This is a genomic window from Teredinibacter sp. KSP-S5-2 (assembly GCF_032773895.1).
Lineage (GTDB): Bacteria > Pseudomonadota > Gammaproteobacteria > Pseudomonadales > Cellvibrionaceae.
The window spans coordinates 1,730,692-1,753,221 of record NZ_CP120416.1; the positions used below are offsets into that span (position 1 = coordinate 1,730,692).

General features: G+C 44.4%; 16 protein-coding genes. 9 read left to right on the top strand and 7 right to left on the bottom strand.

Annotated elements, in window-relative coordinates; genetic code table 11:
* Window positions 1-48: 48 nt before the first annotated feature.
* The 3 genes from zwf to eda all read left to right on the top strand — a co-directional run bounded on the left by zwf (window position 49) and on the right by eda (window position 4,183).
* Window positions 49-1,521, top strand: a complete 1,473-nt coding sequence (gene zwf / locus P5V12_RS07920; protein WP_316956810.1) for a glucose-6-phosphate dehydrogenase — start codon at window positions 49-51, stop codon at window positions 1,519-1,521.
* Window positions 1,522-1,663: 142 nt separating this feature from the next.
* Window positions 1,664-3,541 carry a phosphogluconate dehydratase gene (gene edd / locus P5V12_RS07925; protein WP_316956811.1) on the top strand — a complete coding sequence of 626 codons (1,878 nt, stop codon included), beginning with the start codon at window positions 1,664-1,666 and terminating at the stop codon, window positions 3,539-3,541.
* Window positions 3,542-3,553: 12 nt separating this feature from the next.
* Window positions 3,554-4,183, top strand: coding sequence for a bifunctional 4-hydroxy-2-oxoglutarate aldolase/2-dehydro-3-deoxy-phosphogluconate aldolase (eda, locus tag P5V12_RS07930; protein WP_316956812.1), 630 nt, complete (start codon window positions 3,554-3,556; stop codon window positions 4,181-4,183).
* Window positions 4,184-4,254: 71 nt separating this feature from the next.
* Here eda and P5V12_RS07935 read toward each other — a convergent pair whose 3' ends face one another.
* The 6 genes from P5V12_RS07935 to P5V12_RS07960 form a co-directional block, all read right to left on the bottom strand.
* A complete protein-coding gene (locus P5V12_RS07935; RefSeq protein WP_316956813.1) occupies window positions 4,255-5,460 on the bottom strand; it encodes a GAF domain-containing sensor histidine kinase in 1,206 nt (401 codons plus the stop codon).
* Between the two features lie 55 nt (window positions 5,461-5,515).
* Window positions 5,516-6,049 (bottom strand): 3'-5' exonuclease, encoded by a 534-nt coding sequence (locus P5V12_RS07940; RefSeq protein ID WP_316956814.1) that lies wholly within the window; start codon window positions 6,047-6,049, stop codon window positions 5,516-5,518.
* Between the two features lie 136 nt (window positions 6,050-6,185).
* Window positions 6,186-8,063, bottom strand: a complete 1,878-nt coding sequence (locus tag P5V12_RS07945; protein ID WP_316956815.1) for a DUF294 nucleotidyltransferase-like domain-containing protein — start codon at window positions 8,061-8,063, stop codon at window positions 6,186-6,188.
* 94 nt (window positions 8,064-8,157) lie between these two features.
* Entirely contained in the window at window positions 8,158-8,634 is a 477-nt protein-coding gene (locus P5V12_RS07950; protein ID WP_316956816.1) for a hypothetical protein, read from the bottom strand.
* A 111-nt stretch (window positions 8,635-8,745) separates the two neighbouring features.
* A complete protein-coding gene (locus tag P5V12_RS07955; RefSeq protein ID WP_316956817.1) occupies window positions 8,746-10,476 on the bottom strand; it encodes a sodium:solute symporter family protein in 1,731 nt (576 codons plus the stop codon).
* A gap of 12 nt (window positions 10,477-10,488) precedes the next feature.
* Window positions 10,489-10,752, bottom strand: a complete 264-nt coding sequence (locus tag P5V12_RS07960) for a DUF4212 domain-containing protein (RefSeq protein WP_316956818.1) — start codon at window positions 10,750-10,752, stop codon at window positions 10,489-10,491.
* A 263-nt stretch (window positions 10,753-11,015) separates the two neighbouring features.
* On the opposite strand from P5V12_RS07960, the gene P5V12_RS07965 reads away from it, so the two are divergent.
* On the top strand, window positions 11,016-14,426 hold the full coding sequence (locus P5V12_RS07965) for a PAS-domain containing protein (protein WP_316956819.1): 3,411 nt from the start codon (window positions 11,016-11,018) through the stop codon (window positions 14,424-14,426).
* A gap of 19 nt (window positions 14,427-14,445) precedes the next feature.
* On the opposite strand, the gene P5V12_RS07970 is transcribed toward P5V12_RS07965, so the two are convergent.
* Window positions 14,446-15,072 carry a response regulator transcription factor gene (locus P5V12_RS07970; protein WP_316956820.1) on the bottom strand — a complete coding sequence of 209 codons (627 nt, stop codon included), beginning with the start codon at window positions 15,070-15,072 and terminating at the stop codon, window positions 14,446-14,448.
* A 358-nt stretch (window positions 15,073-15,430) separates the two neighbouring features.
* On the opposite strand from P5V12_RS07970, the gene P5V12_RS07975 reads away from it, so the two are divergent.
* The 5 genes from P5V12_RS07975 to P5V12_RS07995 all read left to right on the top strand — a co-directional run bounded on the left by P5V12_RS07975 (window position 15,431) and on the right by P5V12_RS07995 (window position 22,529).
* Window positions 15,431-16,627: a DcaP family trimeric outer membrane transporter gene (locus P5V12_RS07975; protein ID WP_316956821.1), complete on the top strand. Its 1,197-nt coding sequence runs from the start codon at window positions 15,431-15,433 to the stop codon at window positions 16,625-16,627.
* A 708-nt stretch (window positions 16,628-17,335) separates the two neighbouring features.
* Window positions 17,336-18,112 carry a carbonic anhydrase family protein gene (locus P5V12_RS07980; RefSeq protein WP_316956822.1) on the top strand — a complete coding sequence of 259 codons (777 nt, stop codon included), beginning with the start codon at window positions 17,336-17,338 and terminating at the stop codon, window positions 18,110-18,112.
* 328 nt (window positions 18,113-18,440) lie between these two features.
* Entirely contained in the window at window positions 18,441-19,559 is a 1,119-nt protein-coding gene (locus P5V12_RS07985; RefSeq protein ID WP_316956823.1) for an FHA domain-containing protein, read from the top strand.
* Between the two features lie 590 nt (window positions 19,560-20,149).
* Window positions 20,150-21,184 carry a phytanoyl-CoA dioxygenase family protein gene (locus P5V12_RS07990; RefSeq protein WP_316956824.1) on the top strand — a complete coding sequence of 345 codons (1,035 nt, stop codon included), beginning with the start codon at window positions 20,150-20,152 and terminating at the stop codon, window positions 21,182-21,184.
* A 10-nt stretch (window positions 21,185-21,194) separates the two neighbouring features.
* Window positions 21,195-22,529, top strand: a complete 1,335-nt coding sequence (locus P5V12_RS07995) for a DUF6271 family protein (protein WP_316956825.1) — start codon at window positions 21,195-21,197, stop codon at window positions 22,527-22,529.
* Window position 22,530: the final 1 nt, after the last annotated feature.

A 22,530-nucleotide genomic window follows, 5' to 3' on the forward strand; every position in this document is an offset into this window, starting at 1 on the left:
TAAGTAGCAATGTGTATTTTTGAAAAAATCTGAAGGTGCCATTCAGTTATGAACACAGATTTCTTGATTGTCGGTGGAGACGGGGATTTAGCTTTACGTAAGCTTTATCCTTCTTTGTACTACTTAGAACTAAATAATTGCATGCCTGAAAATACACGTATTTTTGGTATGGCAAGAACCGGTCAGACGCAAGAAGAATTCTTGGGTAAAGTCCAAAAATGGTTGAAAGAAAATGTTGCTGATGAATTGTATTCTGATGAAAAGTGGCAGGCTTTCTCGCAAAAAATGCGATTTATTCAGGGGGACGCAACCAACCCTGAATCATTGGAAAATTTTAAAGATTCCCACCTTGATCAGGACAGTGTATTAATCGTTTATCTTGCTATTCCTCCCATGATTTTTGGCAAGGTAACCACTTCACTCGAAGTTTGTGGGCTGGCAAAACCGACAACCCGCCTAGTGGTGGAAAAGCCATTAGGTGATAGTCGTGAATCTTTCATGGCCATTAATAATGAGTTAGCCCGGGTTTTTCCTGAAGAGCAAATATTCCGTATCGACCATTATCTTGGCAAAGAGTCTGTACAAAACCTGCTTGCATTGCGTTTTGCTAACGATATTTTTGAGCCTTTGTGGAACTCTAAATACATTGATCACGTACAGATCACTGTGACCGAAACTGTGGGTGTGGGTAACCGTTGGAGTTTCTACGACCAAACCGGCGCAACGCGGGACATGATGCAAAATCATTTATTACAAGTGTTATGTCTAATGGCGATGGAGCCGCCAGCGGTAATGAATGCACATTCTGTGCGTACTGAGAAATTAAAAGTGCTTAATTGCCTGCGTCCGGTTACTCCGGAATGTGTGCAGGAACTCACTGTTCGCGGTCAATACCAAGCGGGTGAAGTTGATGGCGTGACGGTACCTGGCTACTTAGAAGAAGAATCAGATAAGTACGAAATTGATCCAAACAGTAAGACGGAAACATTCGTTGCAATTCAGGCTGAGGTTATCAATTGGCGTTGGTCGGGTGTACCAATTTATTTACGTACCGGCAAGCGTTTGAACAAGCGTCATTCTGAAATTGTTGTGCAGTTTAAACAACGAAACCATCAGATTTTTGATAAGCAGGAACACACTGGTCACAAGCCTAACCAGCTGATTATTCAGTTGCAGCCAGATGAAGGTATTCGTTTGCGTGTGATGAACAAAGTGGCTGGCTTGGATGCGGGTATTCCGTTGGAAGACGGTTTTCTGGATTTGTCATTCGAGAAGAATAAGCAGCAGAAGCATGATGCATACTCGCGTTTGTTGTCAGATGTAATACGCAATGACCAAACACTTTTTGTCAGTGCACAGGAAGTGGAAGCAGCCTGGAAGTGGATCGATCAGATTTTTGCCAGCTGGAAAGCGGTGGACCAAAAACCTGAACCATATGAAGCGGGTAGCTTCGGCCCGCAAGCTGCGGACGATATGATCGGCAAAGTACCTTGTCGTTCCTGGAACAACGACATCTGCTAGACGTTCTCCACGTTTAATGCCGCTATTGCCTAAACTGGTTTTAGCGGTGTGCAAATTCCGATAAAGCCGGTCAGTAATGCCGGCTTTTCCTGTTAACAATACGTGCCTCTACCCAGTAATTTAGAGATTTAAGGTTTGCCCTATGAATACCCTCATTGAAGCCGTTACTCAGCGGATTATTTTACGCAGTCAGGACCAGCGCAAAGCGTATTTAAAATCTATGAGGGATACGATGGAGCAAAACCCTCCCAAAAAACGGCTTTCCTGCGGTAACCTGGCCCATGCATATGCCGCATGCGGGCAGGGAGATAAACAAACTATTCGCTTAATGCAGAGTGCCAACCTGGGCATTATCACTTCCTACAACGATATGCTCTCTGCCCATCAGCCCTACGAAACCTACCCCAATATCATTAAAGATGAAGCGCGTTCAATGGGAAGTACTGCGCAAGTAGCGGGTGGTGTTCCGGCCATGTGTGACGGTGTGACGCAAGGGCAGGCAGGTATGGAGTTGAGTTTGTTCAGCCGTGAGATTGTGGCCATGTCTACCGCAATTGGCCTGACCCACAATATGTTCGATGCTAATGTCTTTTTAGGTGTGTGTGACAAGATTGTCCCTGGAATGTTGATGGGGGCATTGCAGTTTGGTCATCTACCCGCTGTATTTATTCCTGCTGGCCCAATGCATTCCGGTTTACCCAATAAAGAAAAAGCTAAAGTTCGTCAGCAGTTTGCCGCGGGAGAGGTTGGGCAGGACAAGTTGCTTGAAGCCGAAACCGCTTCTTATCACAGCGCAGGAACCTGTACCTTCTATGGTACTGCCAATACCAACCAAATGATGGTGGAGTTACTGGGTGTTCAGTTACCGGGTTCTTCCTTTGTGCATCCGCATTCGGATTTGCGTGAAGCATTAACCCGAGCGGCGGTGCGCAAAGTCATTGGGCTAACCGCAAGTGCGGGTACATACCGTCCGCTCTATGATGTGGTGACAGAAAAGTCTTTGGTTAATGCGATTGTCGGCCTATTGGCAACTGGGGGCTCGACTAATCACACCTTGCATATTGTGGCGATTGCCAAATCCTGTGGGATCGAAATTAATTGGCAGGATATGGATGATCTCTCCAGTGCCACGCCATTACTCGCTCGTGTTTATCCAAACGGTCAGGCGGATGTTAACCAATTCCATGAAGCTGGAGGCATGACCTACTTGGTAAAAGAACTGCGCTCTGGTGGGTTGCTGAATGAAGATGTGGTAAACATCATGGGTGAGGGGCTGGATCAATACGACAAGTTACCTGAGCTGGATGGAAAGGCTGGCGTTGTATGGAACACCGCACCCAAAGCCAGCGGTGATACGGAAGTCTTACGTGGTGTTGATAATCCATTCGATGAAGAAGGTGGAATGCGGGTGATGAAAGGTAATCTCGGTGATGCCGTGATTAAGATCTCTGCCGTGGCCAAAGAGCATCGTTTTGTTCAGGCTCCGTGTATTGTTTTTGAAGACCAGCACGAACTCATTGAGGCATTTAAACGAGGTGAGTTGGATAAAGACTTTGTTGCAGTGGTGCGCTTCCAGGGGCCTTCAGCAAATGGCATGCCTGAGTTACACAAAATGACGCCACCTCTTGGTGTATTGCAAGATAAAGGCTATAAAGTCGCTTTGGTTACCGATGGCCGAATGTCAGGTGCTTCGGGCAAAGTGCCTGCGGCAATTCATTTGTCCCCAGAAGCCAAAAACGGCGGCATGTTAGCTAAGGTGAGAACGGGCGACTTGATTCATTTTGATGCCGAAAAAGGTGTGCTGGCATTAGAAGTAAGCGAAGAAGTGCTGGCGAGAAGGGACCCGGTTAAACAGGGTAAGCGCTCGCAAAATCTTGGTCGTAATTTGTTTTCCGGGATTCGTAAGCTTTCCGGTGATTCATTACATGGTGCGACCATGTTTAATTTCACTAAAAAATTAAAAACACGAAAACGTTCTGAAGTGACTCCTTCTTCAGAAACGAAAAATTATTTTGAGTAAGAGTGTTCCGTTATGGCGATAACAAAAGAATTTCTTCAACCCTTTGGTGTTATGCCGGTAGTGGTGATTCACAATGTGGAAGATGCCGTACCTATTACTAATGCATTAAAAGCCGGCGGTATTAATGCTGTCGAGGTGACGTTACGTACCCCTTGTGCATTGGATGCGATTCGCGCGATTAAAAATGAGTGTGAAGGTGTTTCTGTTGGTGTGGGTACCGTCGTGAACACACAAAACCTGGAAGACATTGCTGAAATCGGTGTGGACTTTGCGGTCTCTCCAGGTTACACGCCTAATTTAATTAAATCGGCGCAAGATTTAGGTGTGGATTTATTACCGGGTGTGGCCAGTCCATCGGAAGTGATGATGGGTATGGAGTTGGGCTTAAGTTGTTTTAAACTTTTCCCGGCTGTCGCTGTGGGTGGTTTACCGCTACTAAAATCCATTGGCGGACCTTTGCCTCAAGTGAGTTTTTGTCCAACCGGTGGTTTGACTGTGGATACGTTTACCGATTTTCTGGCACTGCCAAATGTTGCCTGTGTTGGTGGAACCTGGTTGGTACCACCAGCGGCTGTTGAAAATAAAGACTGGCAGGCAATTACGGAAATCGCCCGGCAAACTATGGCAAAAATTACTGAATAGTATTTTTACAACAAGGATGTTGATATAGGTGCGGGCAGGGTGTCACGCTGAGCAAGCTTGGAGCAGGGGGGTTATCTACCGTCTTCCAGTAAAAGCCGGGGAAGGGTAAAACTGACACTTGTGCCCTTGTTGAGTTCTGATTTTACTATCATGGTGCCGTTGGCACTGGTAATAAAATCTTTAACTAACAGCATGCCAATGCCCGATCCTTCTTCTCCTGCTGTGCCTTTACTGCTACTTCCTCCTTCAAAAAGTTTATTCGCTTTTTCTTGTGTCATACCAACACCCTGGTCTTCAACTGTAACGCTAACCTGGGTTGGAGAGTGTTCAACTTGTAGTGTGACGGTGGTGTTTTCGTTGGAAAATTTAATTGCGTTAGAGAGCAGGTTTTGAATCGTGGAATTCAGCAAACAGCGGTTAACGAAAACTTCTACTCCTTCATCGGCCTGAACTTGAATACGAATATTTTTCGGGTCGGACAAATCGCCCATCATAATAACGGTGTCATCACACACTTGTTTTAAATCGACTCGCTCAGGTGCATGTTTTTTTTCTTCCAGGTGTTCCGCACTCCACTCCAAAATCGCCATAAGTAGCTGATGCGCACGCTGCCCGGCTTGCTGAATATGGGACACAGATCGGACAATGGCGTGTGTGTCCATGTCTTTAGCGCGTTGCTTTAAGCGCGTGGAGAAACCAATAACGGCGTTGAATGAAGATTTGAGATCGTGAGATAGCAATGCCAACAAACGGTCACGAAGTTGATTCATCTGTTGCAGTCGAATCGTTTGACGACGCAACTCCATTAAGCAGGTAATTTGTCTGCCCAATGCATTGAGCGCTGTTTTTTGTCCATCAGTGAGTTGGTTGGGAACGTAATCAATCACACAAAGGGTGCCAAGCGCTAAGCCTTCGGTATTGATTAAGGGTGCTCCTGCGTAAAAACGTATGTTTGGATCTTCTGTTACTAGAGGATTGTCAAAAAAACGCTCATCTTGAGACGCATCGCTTACTTCAAAAATATGTTCTTCCAATATTGCGTGAGCACAAAAGGCGAGGTCGCGGTGTGTCTCGTGGGCATCGAGACCCACTCTGGATTTAAACCACTGGCGTTTTCCATCGATCAAGCTCACCAGAGCGATGGGGGTGCCGCATATTTCGGCAGCGATCTGAGTCAGGTCGTCATAACTGGCTTCGGGGTCCGTATCCAGTATCTTGTAGCTTTCCAGGGATTGTAATCGTTCCGCTTCGTTTTCGGGTATAGGCGCTATTTTCATGTGGAAGTATTTTTCTTTGGATACCTCCTCAGTGTAGTTCAATCCATGCGAGTACCTAACTCGATTCCAAAGGCAGCTGATTTAATTTAGGGTTTGTCGAGTTGGTTAAATAATGGATTTGTGCGAGAAATAGTTCTGCGGTGGCAATTGCATCGGTTAACGCATTGTGTTCTTGTGAGGGTGGTAGTCCATAGCGTTTGCGGCATTCTGGTAAACGCAGACTTTTTTGTTTTCCCTGTAACGCCATTCGACTTTGTTCTATGGCCAGGGTATCCATATAGCTAAATAATAGTGGCGTGCGAAAAATATCTCTGGCGGCGGTTTGTAGAAATTGTATATCGATGGGGGCGTGGTGAAAGACCAAAATACTGTCAGGTATAAGCTTAATCAGTGACATTAAAGCCGAGGCAACGCTTTTTGCTCCAGCGATTTCGGCGTCGAACAGTCCGTGTACTTTGGTGCTTTCTCCTGCACCACTTTCAGCATGAACAAGTATGTGGCGTGCGCTGTTGTTAATGATTTTTCCCTGTTCAATTAAAATCCAGCCAATGCTGAGCAGTTGCGCCTTTTTGGGGTCAAGGCCGCTCATTTCACAATCTAACACTAAAAACCGGTTTGACTTTACGGTGCTTTTTCCCGATAGAGGGCGTTGTTGATATAAGTTGGCTAACGCCGTTTTTTGTGCGTATTGTTTATGTTGCCACTTGCGATAAAGAAATTGCAGTTTATATAAGACCACCGCTAAACCTTACTTTCATTGCGGACTGGGCTTGTCTGACCAAGTGAAATGCATCCTTAAGTTGATGCCTCACCAGTGGAGATAGGGTGTTGGGGTCCAGTTGATTGTCAACATTACTACCGCTACGGTATTTTGCCCCTTGTGCTTCCAGGCGTATTTCCGAAATAAATTCCAAGGCATCCAGCAGGCTTGAAGCTAATGCTTTTGACATCAAGCCCTGTTCCTCAATAGCTTCCAGTCTCGATACTGTACTGACGGGATTAAGGCCTGCTCCTAGGCAATAATTCCGGGCAATATCGACAATGGGAATGGTGCCACGTTTTTTTAAATCCAGCGTGCGATTATGGTCGCCGTCTTTCTCCAAAACAAAGGTTTTGAAAAAGCCTAAAGGAGGGGAATGCTTTAATGCGTTTTCACTCATCAAGGCGAGGAATATGGTATTGAGTTTCGCTTTACTTAATACATATTGGCGTAGGGTTTCTGTATAGGTTTCATTGCCGGCAATATGGCGCATATCAAAAAAGATACTGGCATGCATTAAGGCTTTGGGGGTGGGGTGTTCTATCCAGTGAGCAAAGCAGGCCTGCCATTCGGCGAGCGTTAATCTCCATTTCGGATTGCGAGCCATAACATCGCCAGGGCACAAAACAACGCCACAGCTATGTAACCCCAGGTTGACGAATTCTGTTAGCTGGCGGAAATAATTTGCGTGTTCAGGAAGTGCGCCATCCTCTACGATAATGGCGTTGTCCTGATCTGAACCAATAACTTGTTCCTGGCGGGCTTGTGAACCAAATGCGAGCCAGGAAAATTCACAGGGGGCTGGGCCGAAATCCTCCTGAGCCAAAATGAGCAAACGCCTGGTTAATGCATCGGTTAGAGAAGTGATAATTTCACCAATACTGACAGCGGGCGTTTCCCGCTCAATTAAACTGGCGACCAAACTGGGAAACTGTGTTGATATATTGCTTAATTCCGTAACTGATCTGCCATTATGAATCGCTCGAACTAATGAAACCGGTTCCAGATTGTTTGCGCGCATAATATCGCTAACGCCAATCAGGCCTATGGGTTTTTGGTTCTCAATAATGGGTAAATGATGAATACTGGACGACATCATCATCAATTGAGCTTGATGCAGTTTTTTATTGGTTCCAATGCAGATGGGGTTGGTGGTCATAATACTGGATATCGGTTCCTGATCCGAAACGCCTTCTGCTAGTACGCGAATACGCAAATCTCTATCGGTCATAATGCCGATGAGTTGATCGTATTCTGTCACTAATAAGGAAGAAATTTTCTTTTCTTTCATCAGTTGCGCGGCTTGCCGAATAGTGAAATTCGGCGGAGCGCAAACAACCGGGCTGGACATGTAATCCAATACACTCTGGTCCAGATAGCTTTCTCGTAAGCTGTGCCGTAACGATACGCTTTGTGGATTGTTTTCTGTTGTAAAACGGCGGGTATAGCTTTCGCATAAGAATTCAATATCTCGATCGAGTTTACGTAAATTCTTAAATGCTTTTTTTTCTAATTCATAATACAGACAGTCTTCCAGAACGGTAACAGAATAATTTTCTGCAGGGTTTTGTTTGAATACTGCTTCAGGTATAAGGAAGTCGCCTGCACTGAGACGATCCAGGAGCACGCCATTGGTGTTGCGAATTTCGATTGAACCTGTACGAACCATAATTAAACCGGGTGCGAGTGGTTCGGTTTCGTTATGGGGGATAAGCTGTGTACCGGATTTGGCAAAGGAGGTAAATGTATTTGCACAAAGCGCATCAACATCGGATTCGCTTAAGTGTTGGAATAGGGCCTGCTGTGAGAGAAATTTTTTTACCTCACCCGATTCATTCACCATGTTGTGCTCTCGTTTTTCATTTTTATAATTATTGTTCTATTTGTTACTTTTTAAATTTGCCTCCTACGGCCAGAGATCATTTTGCCCAAAAGTGTTATGAAGAAAAGTTCTCTCTGGAGAAGCTGGTTTCCAGGTCAACAAAAATTGCACTCGTTTCAACAAAATACGTTGCTTGATTAATTTTGACTGCAATGCGCATTTTAGTATTTTCCGGATCTGTTAAGTGTAGCTCAGCTTCGAGTATGGATGCATCAGTATTTGTGTGCTGCATTGACACCGGGGCGCTTTCCTGACCCTCGAGATAGAGTGCGATCAACGCGTTTTCTATCGGAAGTTGGGAACTCAGTGAGAGTCTAATTGTATTGCTTGCGATGCGGTCGGCAGTCAGATGAATTTCAATATCACCATTTTTGAGTGTACAGGCACCACTTTGATAGCGGCAGTTGGATTTCGCTGCAAGCGGGTAGCTGTGGCCAGGTGTTGCCGCCTGGGGCTTTTCAGCCACCATATGATCCGTTGCGAAATAGGCAACAATGGCCAGCACCGGAGCGATAAACATCGCTATGATCATGTGTTTATTTTTTAAGAACTGCAAGGTTGGTACCTCTTATTGCAGGAGGAGGGAGGAAAAAACACAGGCACCGAAGTACGCTGTGTTTTTTCCTTGGGGGTTAAAAAGAAATTAGTGGTCGCTTGCCGCGCCTGCGCCAGCAGGGATGCGAATATTTTCCACCATTGCTTCAATTTCGGCAGGCGGTGCAGAGGTAACTTTAGACACGCCGAAGGCCACGACAAAGTTAACCAGTGCGCCAACCGCACCGAAGGCGTTGGGTTCAATACCAAAGAACCAGTTCGCAGGCATATCGCCAAGGAACGCAGTACTGGCAACAAACATTATCCCTTTGTGTTGGAATACGTATAGTAGTGTTACCGATATACCTGCGATCATACCGGCAATCGCCGCTTCCTTATTGATCGACTTACTGAAGATGCCCATCATCAGTACAGGGAAAATGGAAGAGGCCGCTAAACCAAAGGCCAATGCAACCGTTCCTGCGGCAAAATCCGGTGGATTAAAGCCGAGGTAACCGGCGAGCATAATGGCTCCTGCCATCGCCAAGCGGCTGGCCATGAGTTCCTGTTGCTCGGTAATATCCGGTTTTATCACCCCCTTAATCAGGTCATGGGATATCGCCGATGAAATAGCGAGTAATAATCCTGCTGCTGTGGAGAGTGCTGCTGCGAGCCCTCCCGCTGCAACCAGAGCAATTACCCAGTTTGGCAGGCGAGCAATTTCAGGGTTGGCCAGTACCATAATATCGCGGTCCACTTTCACCATTTCATTGGTTTCTTTGTTCGCAGAGTAGGTGATGCGACCATCGCCATTTTTGTCTTCAAATTGCAACAGGCCGGTTTTTTCCCAGTTTTTGAACCAGTTAGGACGCTCTTCGTACACCAGGTTTTCGCCCGCATTGGGTTCGATAGTCTGATGCAGGTTTAAACGTGCCATCGCGGCAACTGCAGGAGCTGTGGTGTACAGAATGGTGATAAACACCAAAGCCCAGCCCGCAGAAGTACGCGCGTCTTTAACTTTCGATACAGTAAAGAAACGGATGATGACGTGGGGAAGACCCGCAGTACCAATCATCAACGACAGGGTGTAGACAAAGGTATTCAAGCCACTTAAACGTTTGGCCGTGGTGTACTCGGCAAAACCGAGTTCCGATACCACTTGATCCAACCTATCCAGCAGGAAGGTATCGGTACCGGTAAGGGTGCTGCCTAAGCCTAATTGTGGAATTGGATTGCCTGTCAGGTGAAGGGAAATAAATATGGCGGGGATGGTGTATGCGCAAATCAAGACACAATACTGTGCGATTTGTGTATAGGTAATCCCTTTCATTCCACCCATTACGGCGTATACGAAAACGATGCCCATACCAACCAACAAGCCGGTTTCATAGCTGACTTCCAGAAAGCGGGAGAAGGCAACACCAACGCCTTTCATTTGGCCGATAACGTAAGTAACCGACGCGACAATTAAACAAACAACTGCAACGATACGTGCGGTGCGAGAATAGTATCGGTCACCGATAAATTCCGGCACAGTAAATTTGCCGTGTTTACGTAAGTAGGGTGCAAGAAGCATTGCCAGTAATACGTAACCACCGGTCCATCCCATCAGGAAAACCGAACCGCCATAACCAAAGAATGCAATAAGACCAGCCATTGAGATGAATGAGGCTGCAGACATCCAATCGGCTGCGGTTGCCATGCCGTTCGCAACGGGGTGAATACCACCACCAGCGACATAGAACTCGCTAGTTGAACCGGCGCGAGCCCAAAAGGCGATACCGATGTAAACAGCGAAAGTGAAACCAACTACGATAAAGGTAAGTGTTTGTAAATCCATGCTTGTGCCTCCCTATTCGTCTACGCCGAACTTGCGATCTAACGCAGCCATTCGGTACGAATAAAAAAAGATGATGGCCACGAAACCGTACATGGAACCCTGTTGTGCAAACCAGAACCCTAATTTGTACCCTCCAATTCTGATGGCATTAAGCTGATCAACCAGCAAAATACCGCACAAGTAGGAAATCGCGAACCAGATAACCAGCAAGACAGCCATTAGTTTCAAGTTGGCTTGCCAGTAGGCTTTTGTTATATCTGTTTTATTTTCTGCCATGGTTTTCTCCTGGGATTTATCCGTAAAAGAGATTAGCAGGTGTTCAAGGGGGTTGATCTGCTACTTTAGTCTAAACGTCGACCAAGGTCGCAAATATTCCAATATTGACGTCAGTATTGTTTTTATTTTTACTCTTATCTGGAATGCTTTAGTCGCCTGGTTATAAAATGGTGGCATAAACACAAAGAGGTTCTCCCTTGTCACCAATAATATTAATAACGACTCTCGCCGCATATCTTGTCGCTTTATTTTGGGTAGCACGGTTGGCCGACCGAAGACGCTACAGTTTATCCGGTTGGTTTAGACATCCGCTGATTTATACGCTTGCCCTGGGGGTTTACTGTACCTCATGGACGTTCTTTGGTTTGGTGGGCACGGCGGCATCCAGTGGTTGGTATTATTTACCAATTTTGCTCGGTCCGTTACTTTTATTCAGTTTCGGTTTTCCATTACTGCAACGTATTGCAAGCATTTGTCGTCAAGAACATATTCATTCTTTGGCTGACTTTCTATCGTCCCGTTATGGTAAGCGTCAATCAGTAGCGGTTGTTGTCACGCTTTTATTATTGTGTGCCACGGTTCCATATATTGCATTACAGCTAAAAGCGGTCACCAACGCCATACTAATCAGCGTTGATGTTCAAGCGTTTGCCAGTGAGGATATTACTTTAGCTGTTGCGGGAAGTATGTTGCTATTTGCCTGGTTATTTGGCGCAAATCGTTTGGATGTCGCCAGTTACCATTCCGGTATTATGGTGGCGATTGCGTTTGAATCCGCTATCAAAGTGATTGCGCTTATTGCGATTGCCATTTTTGCACTGGTACTTTCGGAAGGCTTCGATCCGGAAAAATTAAGCAATAGTGCGAATGTGGTGTTTTCCAACTCGACACTTACACCATCTTTTTGGGTGATGACTCTGGTGTCTGCTTGTTCTATTTTGTGTTTACCTCGTATGTTCCAGGTGACCTTTGTTGAATGTATTAGCGATAAGCATTTGATATTCGCCCGTAAAGGCTTTTGTTTTTATCTAATTGCCATTGCGTGTGCAGTATTTATTATCGCCTGGGTAGGTAATCAAGCTCTGGCGGGAACCGGCGTTAAAAATGATGAGTATGTTCTGGCGTTGCCACTCAGCGAGTCGAATAAATCTCTAGTGCTTCTTGCGTTTATTGGCGGTATCTCTGCTGCGACCGCTATGATTATTGTGTCCACATTAACACTGAGCCAAATGCTTAGTAACGATGTCATATTACCGTTGTTAATTCGAGCCAGTAAAAGTCGTGGGCCAATTCCTGATTATTCCCGTTCGCTAATATTCACTCGAAGAGCAACTGCGGCTGCAGTCATTGCGCTTTCATGGCTGTATCAGCACAGCTTGGCCGAACATGCTGCATTGACTGAAATAGGTTTGATTGCGTTTGCTCTGGTTGTGCAATTGGCACCAGCAATGATTGCCGGTTTGTATTGGCAGCGAACGAATGCAACTGGTGTGTTTGCCGGGTTATTTGCAGGAACACTGATTTGGTTTATCACCTTAATGATTCCGCTGTTAGCGAATTCCGGTTTTATTTCGCCAGATATACTGGTGAACGGATTTTTGGGAATGGAATTTCTTATTCCCGATAAATTATTTGGTTTGACTTATAGTGATTCGTACACCCGTGGTGTGGTGTTGAGTATTACGGCGAATATTGCGGCGCTGTATTGGGTATCTACCTGGGATAAAACGCGTCTGGCTGACCGAATTCAGGCCGGGGCTTTTATTCACCGTGAACGGGTTAAACAGGACACTGCAGTTCAGGATCTCAAAGTGAATCGCAGTGACCTTACTGCGTTGCTTGTCCAGTTCTTGGGGGAGTCTGCAACCAACCGTTTGTTGGAAAATGACCCTCAGCCTGATGAGTTATTTGTCAGTTCGGAAATGTTGGCTCACGCTGAACAGGCTTTAGCCGGTGTGATTGGTGTGGCATCCACCCGGGCGATGTTACTGAGTTTGTGCAGCGGTGAAAGCCTTGATGTGGCTGATGTGGTGAATATATTTGAGGAAACCACGCGCACCTTACAATTTAATCAGGACATGTTGTTCGCATCTTTCGAGAGTATTTCGTCTGCCATTAGCGTCGTCAACGTAGACTTGAAAATGGTCGCCTGGAATAAACGTTACGAGCAAATGTTTAATTATCCCGAAGGCATGCTGCGGGTTGGTCGTCACGTTGCAGACTTGGTGCGCTTTAATGCTGAGCGGGGAATGTTGGGGCCGGGTGCCGTTGAACAACAAGTGCAAATTCGTTTGCATCATTTGCTGGCGGGTAAACCTTACCGTGTAGTACGTAAACACAATCAAGGCGTGATTGAAATAAAAGGGCGGCCGTTGCCTAACGGCGGTTATGTCACGACTTACGATGATATTAGTGAGTTTATTAATGCACAAAACACCTTGGAACGGGCCAACGTAAACCTTGAACAACGTGTACAGGAGCGTACCGAGCAAATCGAAAAAATAAATGCCAGCCTGCGTGAAGAAATTATTAAGCGTCAACAAACCGAAGCGGAGTTAATTAAAGCGAAATCTGTGGCCGAGTCTGCCAATGCCAATAAAACCCAATTTTTGGCTATTGCCAGTCATGATATTTTGCAACCATTGAATGCCGCCAGTTTATATGCCAGTGCATTATTGGAAAAACCTAACCTGGAGTTGGAGTTAAAACAGAACTTAGGGCATTTGCACAACGCAATTGGCTCCGCCGAACTGATTATTTCCAACTTGCTGGAAATTGCGCGCCTGGATACCGGTGCGTTAGTGCCGCAAGTTCGTGTTTTTGCGTTAAAGGAAATACTTGAACCACTGGCAAACGAATTTCGTGTGCAAACAGCAGAACAGGTGGAGTTACGTTGGTTAAGCACTGATTTGTGGACGGAGTCAGACCCCAAATATTTGCGTAGAATTCTACAAAACTTTTTGTCGAATGCGGTGCGTTACACTCGGGAAGGTAAAATATTATTAGGCTGTAAACGCCGAGGGTCTTTAATTGAAATATGTGTTTTGGATACCGGGCCGGGTATTTCAGAAACTCACAGGCAACGTATATTTGAAGACTTCTATCGTATTGAATCTGAATTGGAAGGTGCTGGGTTAGGGTTAGGTATTGCACTGCGTTTCTCAAAACTGTTGCATCACAAAATTAATGTTCACTCGAAAGAAAAAGAGGGGAGTATGTTTTCGGTATTGGTGCCCAGACGGAAAAAACGCCTGGATACCTCGTCGACTTCGATTACGACCAATATTGAATCTGGTTTGGTCGGTTTTAAAGTTTTTTATGTTGATGATGATGAGCAAAACATTCACGCATTGAAAATGCTAATGGAAAACTGGGGCTGTGAGTTTGTTGGTGTAACGGATGTTGAAACCGCGAAAGACTACGCTAATAACAATGAAGCGCCCGACGTACTGCTTATGGATTATCAGTTGGGGCCGGATATTAATGGCCTGGATGTAGCGAGCGCATTAGTGCAATTGTGGGGGCGGCTGCCGGTATGTTTGGTTTCTGCTGCACCGGATGATGCGTTGACGGAAGGCGTGCACGAGCGTGGATTTGATTTTCTCCGCAAGCCATTAAAACCCAGTAAGCTCAGGGCGTTAATGGAGCGGTATCGTCAACGTAAGTCGTTGTAACTTAAATAGGCTAAGCGTTCTAAAAATCTTTCATCAGGATAACCGCCTGAGTGCGGTTACTGATTTCCAGTTTGCGGAATACTGCGGTAATGTGTGCTTTGACTGTGGCCTCCGTTACACCCATTTCGTAACCAATTTGCTTGTTTAACCAACCCTCGCGCATGTAACACAGTACTCGATACTGTTGTGGTGTCAGGGTGGCTATTTTGGCGGCCAGGTCTTTCTCTTCGTGGTTAACCGGAGTGAGGTTGTTTTTGAACTCTTCCGGCACCCAGCGGTTGCCATTCATAATGGCTTCGATGGCTTGTTGAATGTCCTGTGGTGAACAGGATTTCGGAATATAACCACAGGCACCGTGGCCCATGGCCCGGCTAATGGTATTAATTTCTTCGCTTGCGGAAATAATGGCGACCGGAATACTTGGAAATTTTTCCCGAACCATAATCAAACCAAACAAACCCGTACTTCCAGGCATATGTAAGTCCAGCAACAGAAGGTCGATATCTTCGTTTTTTTCCAATTCAGTAATGGTGCTGTCCAGGTTAATGGACTGGCTGACTTTTGAATTCGGGTAGTGGTGCTGGATTACTTCCAAGATGGCATTGCGAAAGAGTGGGTGATCGTCTGCCACGTGGAAATGGTACATGGTGATGCTTTCCTCCTAAGAACTGCCGCATCATCGATAGTTACTGTGACTATCGGAGACTGGTAAAGCACTGCGTAAAACACCGTGCAAGATATATTTAATTTAAGAATATTGTCACTTTTTGCGCAATTAGACTATTGTCTAGAAGATCGATATTCCGGTGGCAAATTTTATCATAGTTCCACTGACACATATATCGACATTCATCAATTTATGTCGAACACAAAAATACAAAAAGCTGGCACTTAAATCAGTTTTTTGGTTCGACTTTAGTAGAACATAGACTAAAAGCTAATTGTGAGGGAATCCGTGAAAGCGGAACCTCGGGCCTTGAGAATAACAACAGGAGAATCGACTAATGGTTGATATCAAAAAAACTGTGCTTCACGGGGGATTAATCGCAGCCGGAATGCTCGGCGCGTCGCTTGCACAAGCCGTTGAGCTTGGCACTTATAATAATACCAAAGTAAAAGTGGGTGGCTACTTAAAACTGGATGCAATGTTTACCGAGTTGGATGAGGGAACCTGGCCAGCAAACGCTTGGTATCGTGATTTTTACGTACCTTCTACTGTTCCTGTTGAAAGTGATACGACAGAATCTGAAGGTATGACATTTGATATGCATGCTCGCCAAAGTCGTTTTAACCTGGGAACAGAAACCGAAATTGACGGGCATACATTAAAAACCTACATCGAAATGGATTTTATGACGACCAGTAATGGTAATGAACGAGTTTCGAATTCCTACTCGCCAAGATTACGTCATGCATTTTTAACCTACGATAATTGGTTGTTCGGTCAAACCTGGTCTACCTTCCAGAACGTTGGTGCATTGCCAGAAACCGTTGATTTTATTGGCAACACCGATTTTGGTATTTTTGTTCGTCAAACACAAATTCGTTATACCGCAGGGGATTTCCAGTTCTCTATCGAAAATCCGGAAACAACCATTACGCCGAATGACGGTGGTGCCCGTATCGTGGCTGACGATAATCCATTGCCGGATTTTGTTGCACGTCATAACTTGACTGCTGGCGGCTTGAATTTAACGACTGCGGTATTGGTACGACAGTTGGCATATAACAATGAAGCAACGGCTGTTGGTGATGAAGAAATTGACAGCACTACCACATCCTATGGTTTAAGTGTTTCGGGAAAATATGCTTTCGGTAAAGACGATATTCGTTTTGGTATCAACACCGGTAAGGGTATGGGGCGCTACATTGGTTTGAACGTCGCTAATGGTGCGGTGATCGATGATAACGGTGACCTTGAAGCGATTGATTCCACCGCGGTTTATGTTGCTTATCGTCATTTTTGGAGCGACAAGTGGCGCAGTAACTTTACCTATTCAGCCATTGATATCGACAATGATACGGATCTAACCGGAGAGTTTGTCACTAGCAGTACAGAAAGCTATCGGGCCAATATCTTTTTCAGCCCAGTGAAAAACTTATCATTTGGTGGCGAGCTCGCACTGGCGAACCGCGAAATAGAAACAGGCGCAGAAGGCAGTATGACCAGAGTGCAGTTTACGGCTAAGCTGGCATTCTAGAATTGCTTTCTTTTTTGATAAAGCCATCTTACTTGTAAGATGGCTTTTTTTTCGGTTATTTTCCGCTGTTTTGTTTTCTTGTGCCGATTTGGTTTCACCTCAATCAGTGATTTTTTCCTTATTCATGTCTGATCGTTTGTTGTTTTCTCATTTGTAAAATTTCTATAAATTATCAATTTTTAAACAGTTGTTTTATTGATGGTTGAGTGCTGATGTGAAGTTGAGTGGATAAATATTAAAAATATGTGATGCTGTACCTGGGATGTTTTTCTATTTTTTGTGGTTATAAAGTTTGAGTCCACAGTAAAAAATATTAGATTAATTGTGGTTAAATGCTTTTTTTTGGTGCATTATTCGGTTGGCTCATTGCTTTGTAAAATTTAATTTACATTGTGATAAGTGTGCGTTTTGTCACAGAAATAAATGAGGTCGGGGAAATCATTAAGAGTTTAAAAGGAGTAGAAAAAATACAACCGTTGTGAGAAATTAGCCTGTAAAACACGGTATTTTGTTTTTTATTTCAATTCTTCATTTAAAGTGTTTTTCAATCAAAATGAACCGCCTATGCGGCGACTATTCCCTCCGTTTTTTGTTGTGCGTCAAATTTTAAAAATCTATTTTCCTTTGTCAAAAAAAAACTACCCATCATAATCTGGGCACCGGGAACATATGTTGATTTCGGTGTTAATACGAAATTGGGAGTTTTTCATGAAAAATCAAATAATAAAAACAACGCTAAGTACCTTAGCTTTCTCATTATCTGCCGCAGCTTTTGCTGGTACTGGTGTACATTGGGGATATGAAGGAGAAGAAGGTCCTGAGCACTGGGGAGATCTGGATCCTTCCTATCAAATGTGCTCTATTGGTACCAAGCAATCACCAATTGATATTTCTTATACTGAAGAAGCTGATGACGATGAGCTTAAAGCTTTAAAATTCAAGTATAAGCCAACACCTCTTGGTATTGTAAATAACGGTCACACGTTTCAAGTTAACTATGAGCCTGGCAGCTATCTTAAGGTTTCCAGTAAAGAGAAATATCAGGTATTGCAGTTCCACTTTCACGCTATGAGTGAGAACACAGTTAACGGTGTTCAGTATCCTTTAGAAGTGCATATCGTCCACTTTGATGCAGATTCCAACTTGGCTGTTGTGGGTGTGCTATTTGAAGTTGGTCAGCACAATAAAGCTTTGGAAGCCTTCTTCAATAACCTGCCTCACCATCATGGTGAAACAGTGACTGTCCCTGGTGAATTTATTAACGCGCGCGAGCTTCTTCCTGAAGAGAAGGGCTATGTGCACTTCGACGGTTCTCTTACAACGCCTCCATGTACAGAGGGTGTGAAGTGGTATGTGATGAAAGACCGTATCGAAGTTTCTGCTGAGCAATTGGCAAAATTCACCGAGTTTTATCACAATAACTACCGTCCTGTTCAAGATTTGAACGGTCGTACTCTATTAGAGTTCGAAGGTGATGACGATTAATTAGCAGGGTATCTCCTGACTAGGCCACCTTCGGGTGGCCTTTTTTGTGCGCGCTTTAAAGATATAGGCTTTATCCTACCTCTCTAATCAAAAGCTGCTAGGCAGAAAGACTGGTCAATAGACAAACAGCAAAAATCTGGAGCTGCTCCATTCGGGTTTCCAAAGGGTATGTTTGAGCGTTTTTTATTCATGTGCCGGGTCTTGAGTGTTCCTTGTCTGCTTTCTTGGATGACAAAAATGACACCTCGATAAAGATATGCTCTAATGGCGCGCAAGCCCTGAGAGCCTTCTCAGAACAGCAACACTCAGACATATACATAAAAAACTTATGATCACGTCATTGTTTTTAAGGTCGTCAGAGACGGGAGAGTCTTTTGCCATCCAGAGAGAGATGTTGATAGGAAGGGAGGTCGATTGCACGGTTGTCTTGAGATCCCTGAATATTTCCCGCTATCACGCCAAGATTCTGGTTGCACCAAACAGCATTTATGTCGAGGACTTAAGCTCTTCTAATGGTACCTTTGTCAACGGACGGCGAGTACATTCACGTACACCGGTTGGCGTGGGAGACCAGATTCGTTTCGATTCTGTTGAATTTCGCATTACCACTGCAATCGCAGGGGATGCCGATATTACTCAGATGAACCTGTCTTCTGAAGGCCGCAAAACGGACGAAGTCGTTTCCTCTGTTATTCCTGCAATTACGCCACCTAAGAGTTCCCGAAACCGAAAGGAAGCGATCCCAGCGCCCGTGCCTGTACCTGAGCCAGAACCGTCCCCGGTTGCCCAGCCTGAAACATCTTTGGATGAGGATATTGATCCTTTCGCTGAGATGCTTCGTTCCAAGGTGGCTTCTGGCGAGGTTTCTGCCCGTATGGAAGCAAGGGGAGACGATTCGGATAAAACAGAGATGTTAAGTCTGGGGCAGCGCAGCAGTATTCGTTCAATCAATGAACAATATGGCAGTGAACTTACATTGGGCAGCGGTCCACGTTTGATTGTGATGACTGCGCCTATACGTGGCAAGGTATATAACCTGGAAGGTACCGATCATGGTGCCAGTTGGGTTATTGGGCGAGCAGAGGATGCCGATTGCCAGGTTGATGTTAGTACAGTATCCCGTCACCATGCAAAAATTACCCGTGTGTTCGAGGGGTATCAGATCACTGCACTGGATGCGAGCAACGGACTGCAGATAAACGGTGTGGAAAAGACTGAATCCGCTTTACGCCATAAAGATAAGATTTTACTGGGCAGGGTCAATTTCCAATTCCGTACCGATGTTGAATCGAAAAGGTCGGAGCAGATGAGTGCCGAAGTTACATTAAAAGATTGGATTCCTGTACCCATTAGCCAATTTTATACCAAGCATCCGCTACTCAGCGCAATCATCGGCGGTGTAGCAACTTTTGCCATGGTGCTCGGCGTTATGTTGCTATTTATATAGTGCCGGAATACCTTAACAACCCGTAAAAAAAGCCCGCTATAGCGGGCTTTTTTTTGACTCAGTTTTGGACGATATTTCTTCTGCTCTTCCTACGTATTTTACGCTAAAGCTTTTCTGCAAATTTAAAGGCAGTATTTTAGATATCGCTTATTTTATTTGACTAAGCGTATATAGGTATCAATAAATTTTTCTCTGCCAGGGTTAATGTTTTTTTAATTCTTATTGTACAAAAATCGCATAATTATTTTTGATTGTTTTAGTTGGTTTTTTATTGCTTGAATCTTTTGTGTCTTGTTTGTGTGTTTTTTAATTTATTGAATGAGTGTTCAGTAATTAAATTGTCTTATTTTTTCTTTTTTCAGTTTTCTTTTTATTAAATTAATTGATACAAAGTTGGTAGTTTTATTTTTTATTCCTACTTATTTTGTGCTGTTTTTAAAAGTGTTTTTTCAAATACAAAGTGCTAGCTTTGTCCTTGTTTTGTCGCTTAAAAAAAAGTGTGTCGGTATTTCTTAATTTGTGGCGTTTGCTGCGGGGCTTTGATGGTAGGGCTGTCAAAGTTCTAAAAATTAATTAATTAGGAAAAGGTTATGAATACCGAAAAACAAAAAAAGCATCGTGCTTGCACCGAGCGTGAATTTTACAGTAGTGATGGTGAAACTTATGCGTGTGATTTTTATTTGCACAAAATAAAAAAAAGTTTGCCGCTGAGAGTTCTTTCTGAGAGCGACTGGAATCAATGGATTAATGATGGATACGTTATCGTTCGCAATGCTATTTCCACTGAACACGCTAATAAGCTATTTGATTTCGCTTGGGAGTTTCAAGGCTTAAGACGGGAGGATCCTGCATCATGGTATGAGGAGAAGTCCTTTACTGGTGATCTGGAACGTGAGTTATACATCTATGGATTTATTGAGGCCTATCATCACCAATTAATTTGGGATAGTCGTCAGAGCCAAAGAGTTTATGACGCATTTGTTGATATCTGGGATTGTGAAGAACTTTGGACAACACTGGATAGGTTGAATCTTAATCCGCCGAATCGTCACAATCGAAGTCGATCTCTTATTGCAACCACAGAAAAAGGGTTTGATATAAATCTGCACTGGGACGTGGACACTTCTCAACCCATACCGCCGCAGCGGGTTCAGGGAATTATTGCGCTGAATGATACCTGTATTGAAACCGGTGGGTTTCAGTGCTGCCCAAGATTGTTTAATGAGTTTGAGCAATGGCGGGAAAACCAGCCGGCTGATAGAGATCCGATTCGTCCAAAAATAGATTGGAATGAATACCCGGTTATTGCTCCTCAACTTAAAGCCGGTGATTTACTGATATTTAACGGACTTCTTGCTCACGGAGTGGGTGAAAATGTATCCGATGAAAAAGTACGCTCTGTGCAGTATTTGTCGATGATGCCTGCACTGGAAACGCATCATGGTTTGCGACAGTCCCGAATCAATTCCTGGCAAAACCTGCAGACCCCGGAGTGGAATAAAACACTTATTGGTGACTCCCGACTTCATGAATCCGAACGATATGGCAGGGCATCATTGAATGCGCTTGGCAGGAAAATATTGGGGCTGGATTCCTGGGTTGAACAAGAAAAGTTGGCAGGTTGAGGAGCTAATAATGAAAAAAATATGCTTGAGTTTACCAACTAATCGGCGTTGTGTCGAAGCAATTGCCTTGTTAGCCGAAGAAGCAAAATACGCGATCGATACCTTTGCCGTAGAAGTTTGTTTACTGGTTTTGGATACATCAGAGGGGAATGATCTGATCGATAATCGCAATGCAGTTTTGAGTACGAGTAGCATTCCGGGCTTGCAAATTATTCATATGGATGAACAAGAACAGCAAACACATTTGCGAGCAATTATTGATGCGACTGAAGGCGCACAGAGGTGTGGTTTAAAAACGGAAGAGTTAATTCAGTTAATGTTGCCGCAAACCGTATCGTATGGAGCTTGTACCAATCGCGTTTTTTTATTGGCTAAAGCGTTAGGCTGTTGCAGTGTACACCGACGGGATTCAGACAGTCATTATCAAAAGCACAATGGTCAGTATATGTTTCCCATTTATCATGAACTGAATTCGATTGGGAAAGTTGCCGCAACCTGTGTGGATAACGTCACTGAGCACACATTATCTGGTTCACTTAACGATAAACGTGTTGCCATGGTGGCTGGCTCTTTTATTGGTGAGATGTCTGTTGACCTTGCCGATATACAGAGTATTGATGCAGAAGCTTATCGTACTTTGGTGGCCTTATGGGCGGACTCTGAAACAACAGAGGAACAAAAAAATGAGTTGGTTTCGGTTTCGTTTAAAGGAGCTGGAACTGAACGTTTTAAGCAGGACTACAGTCTGCTTGGCGTGGTCGACCCAATGCGTATCGATATGTGCAATATTTGTTTCTTTGATATTCAGGAACAGCTGCCTCTGCCGCCGGTAACCGAAACCATTGGTAGTGATTACTTTTTGATGCATGTGTTAAAGCACACTCAAACACCGGGTGTGTACCACAATCGTCATATCGAAAATTATTATACGAAAGAACGAAAAACCGATGAGGGTTTTATAAAGTATCACACTCGTTATGTCCGTTTTCTTATGTCCATGCCATATTTTCACAGCATCTATTCAAGTTTGGAGAGGTGTGGTGAACAGCTGCTTACTGAGTCGGGCCAAATTGATATTCCCAGGTTAACCCGTTTTATCAAGCAGTCGTTGCGCTTAGGTGATGCGGAAAATCGCAAAAAACTCACCGTTGCTTATGAAACCTATCAAAGGTTAGGTGGGCGATATGCGGAGTTTGCTAAAACTATTCCTGCACTTTGTGAGGCGTGGCAAGAAAAAACCGAGCAGGGTTTTAAAGACTATATTCACTTGATTTTATCCTGGCGCGGATTGATGTCCAGTGCCGAAAGCTATGCATTAAAACTAGAACTACAAGCTGTCAGCTAAG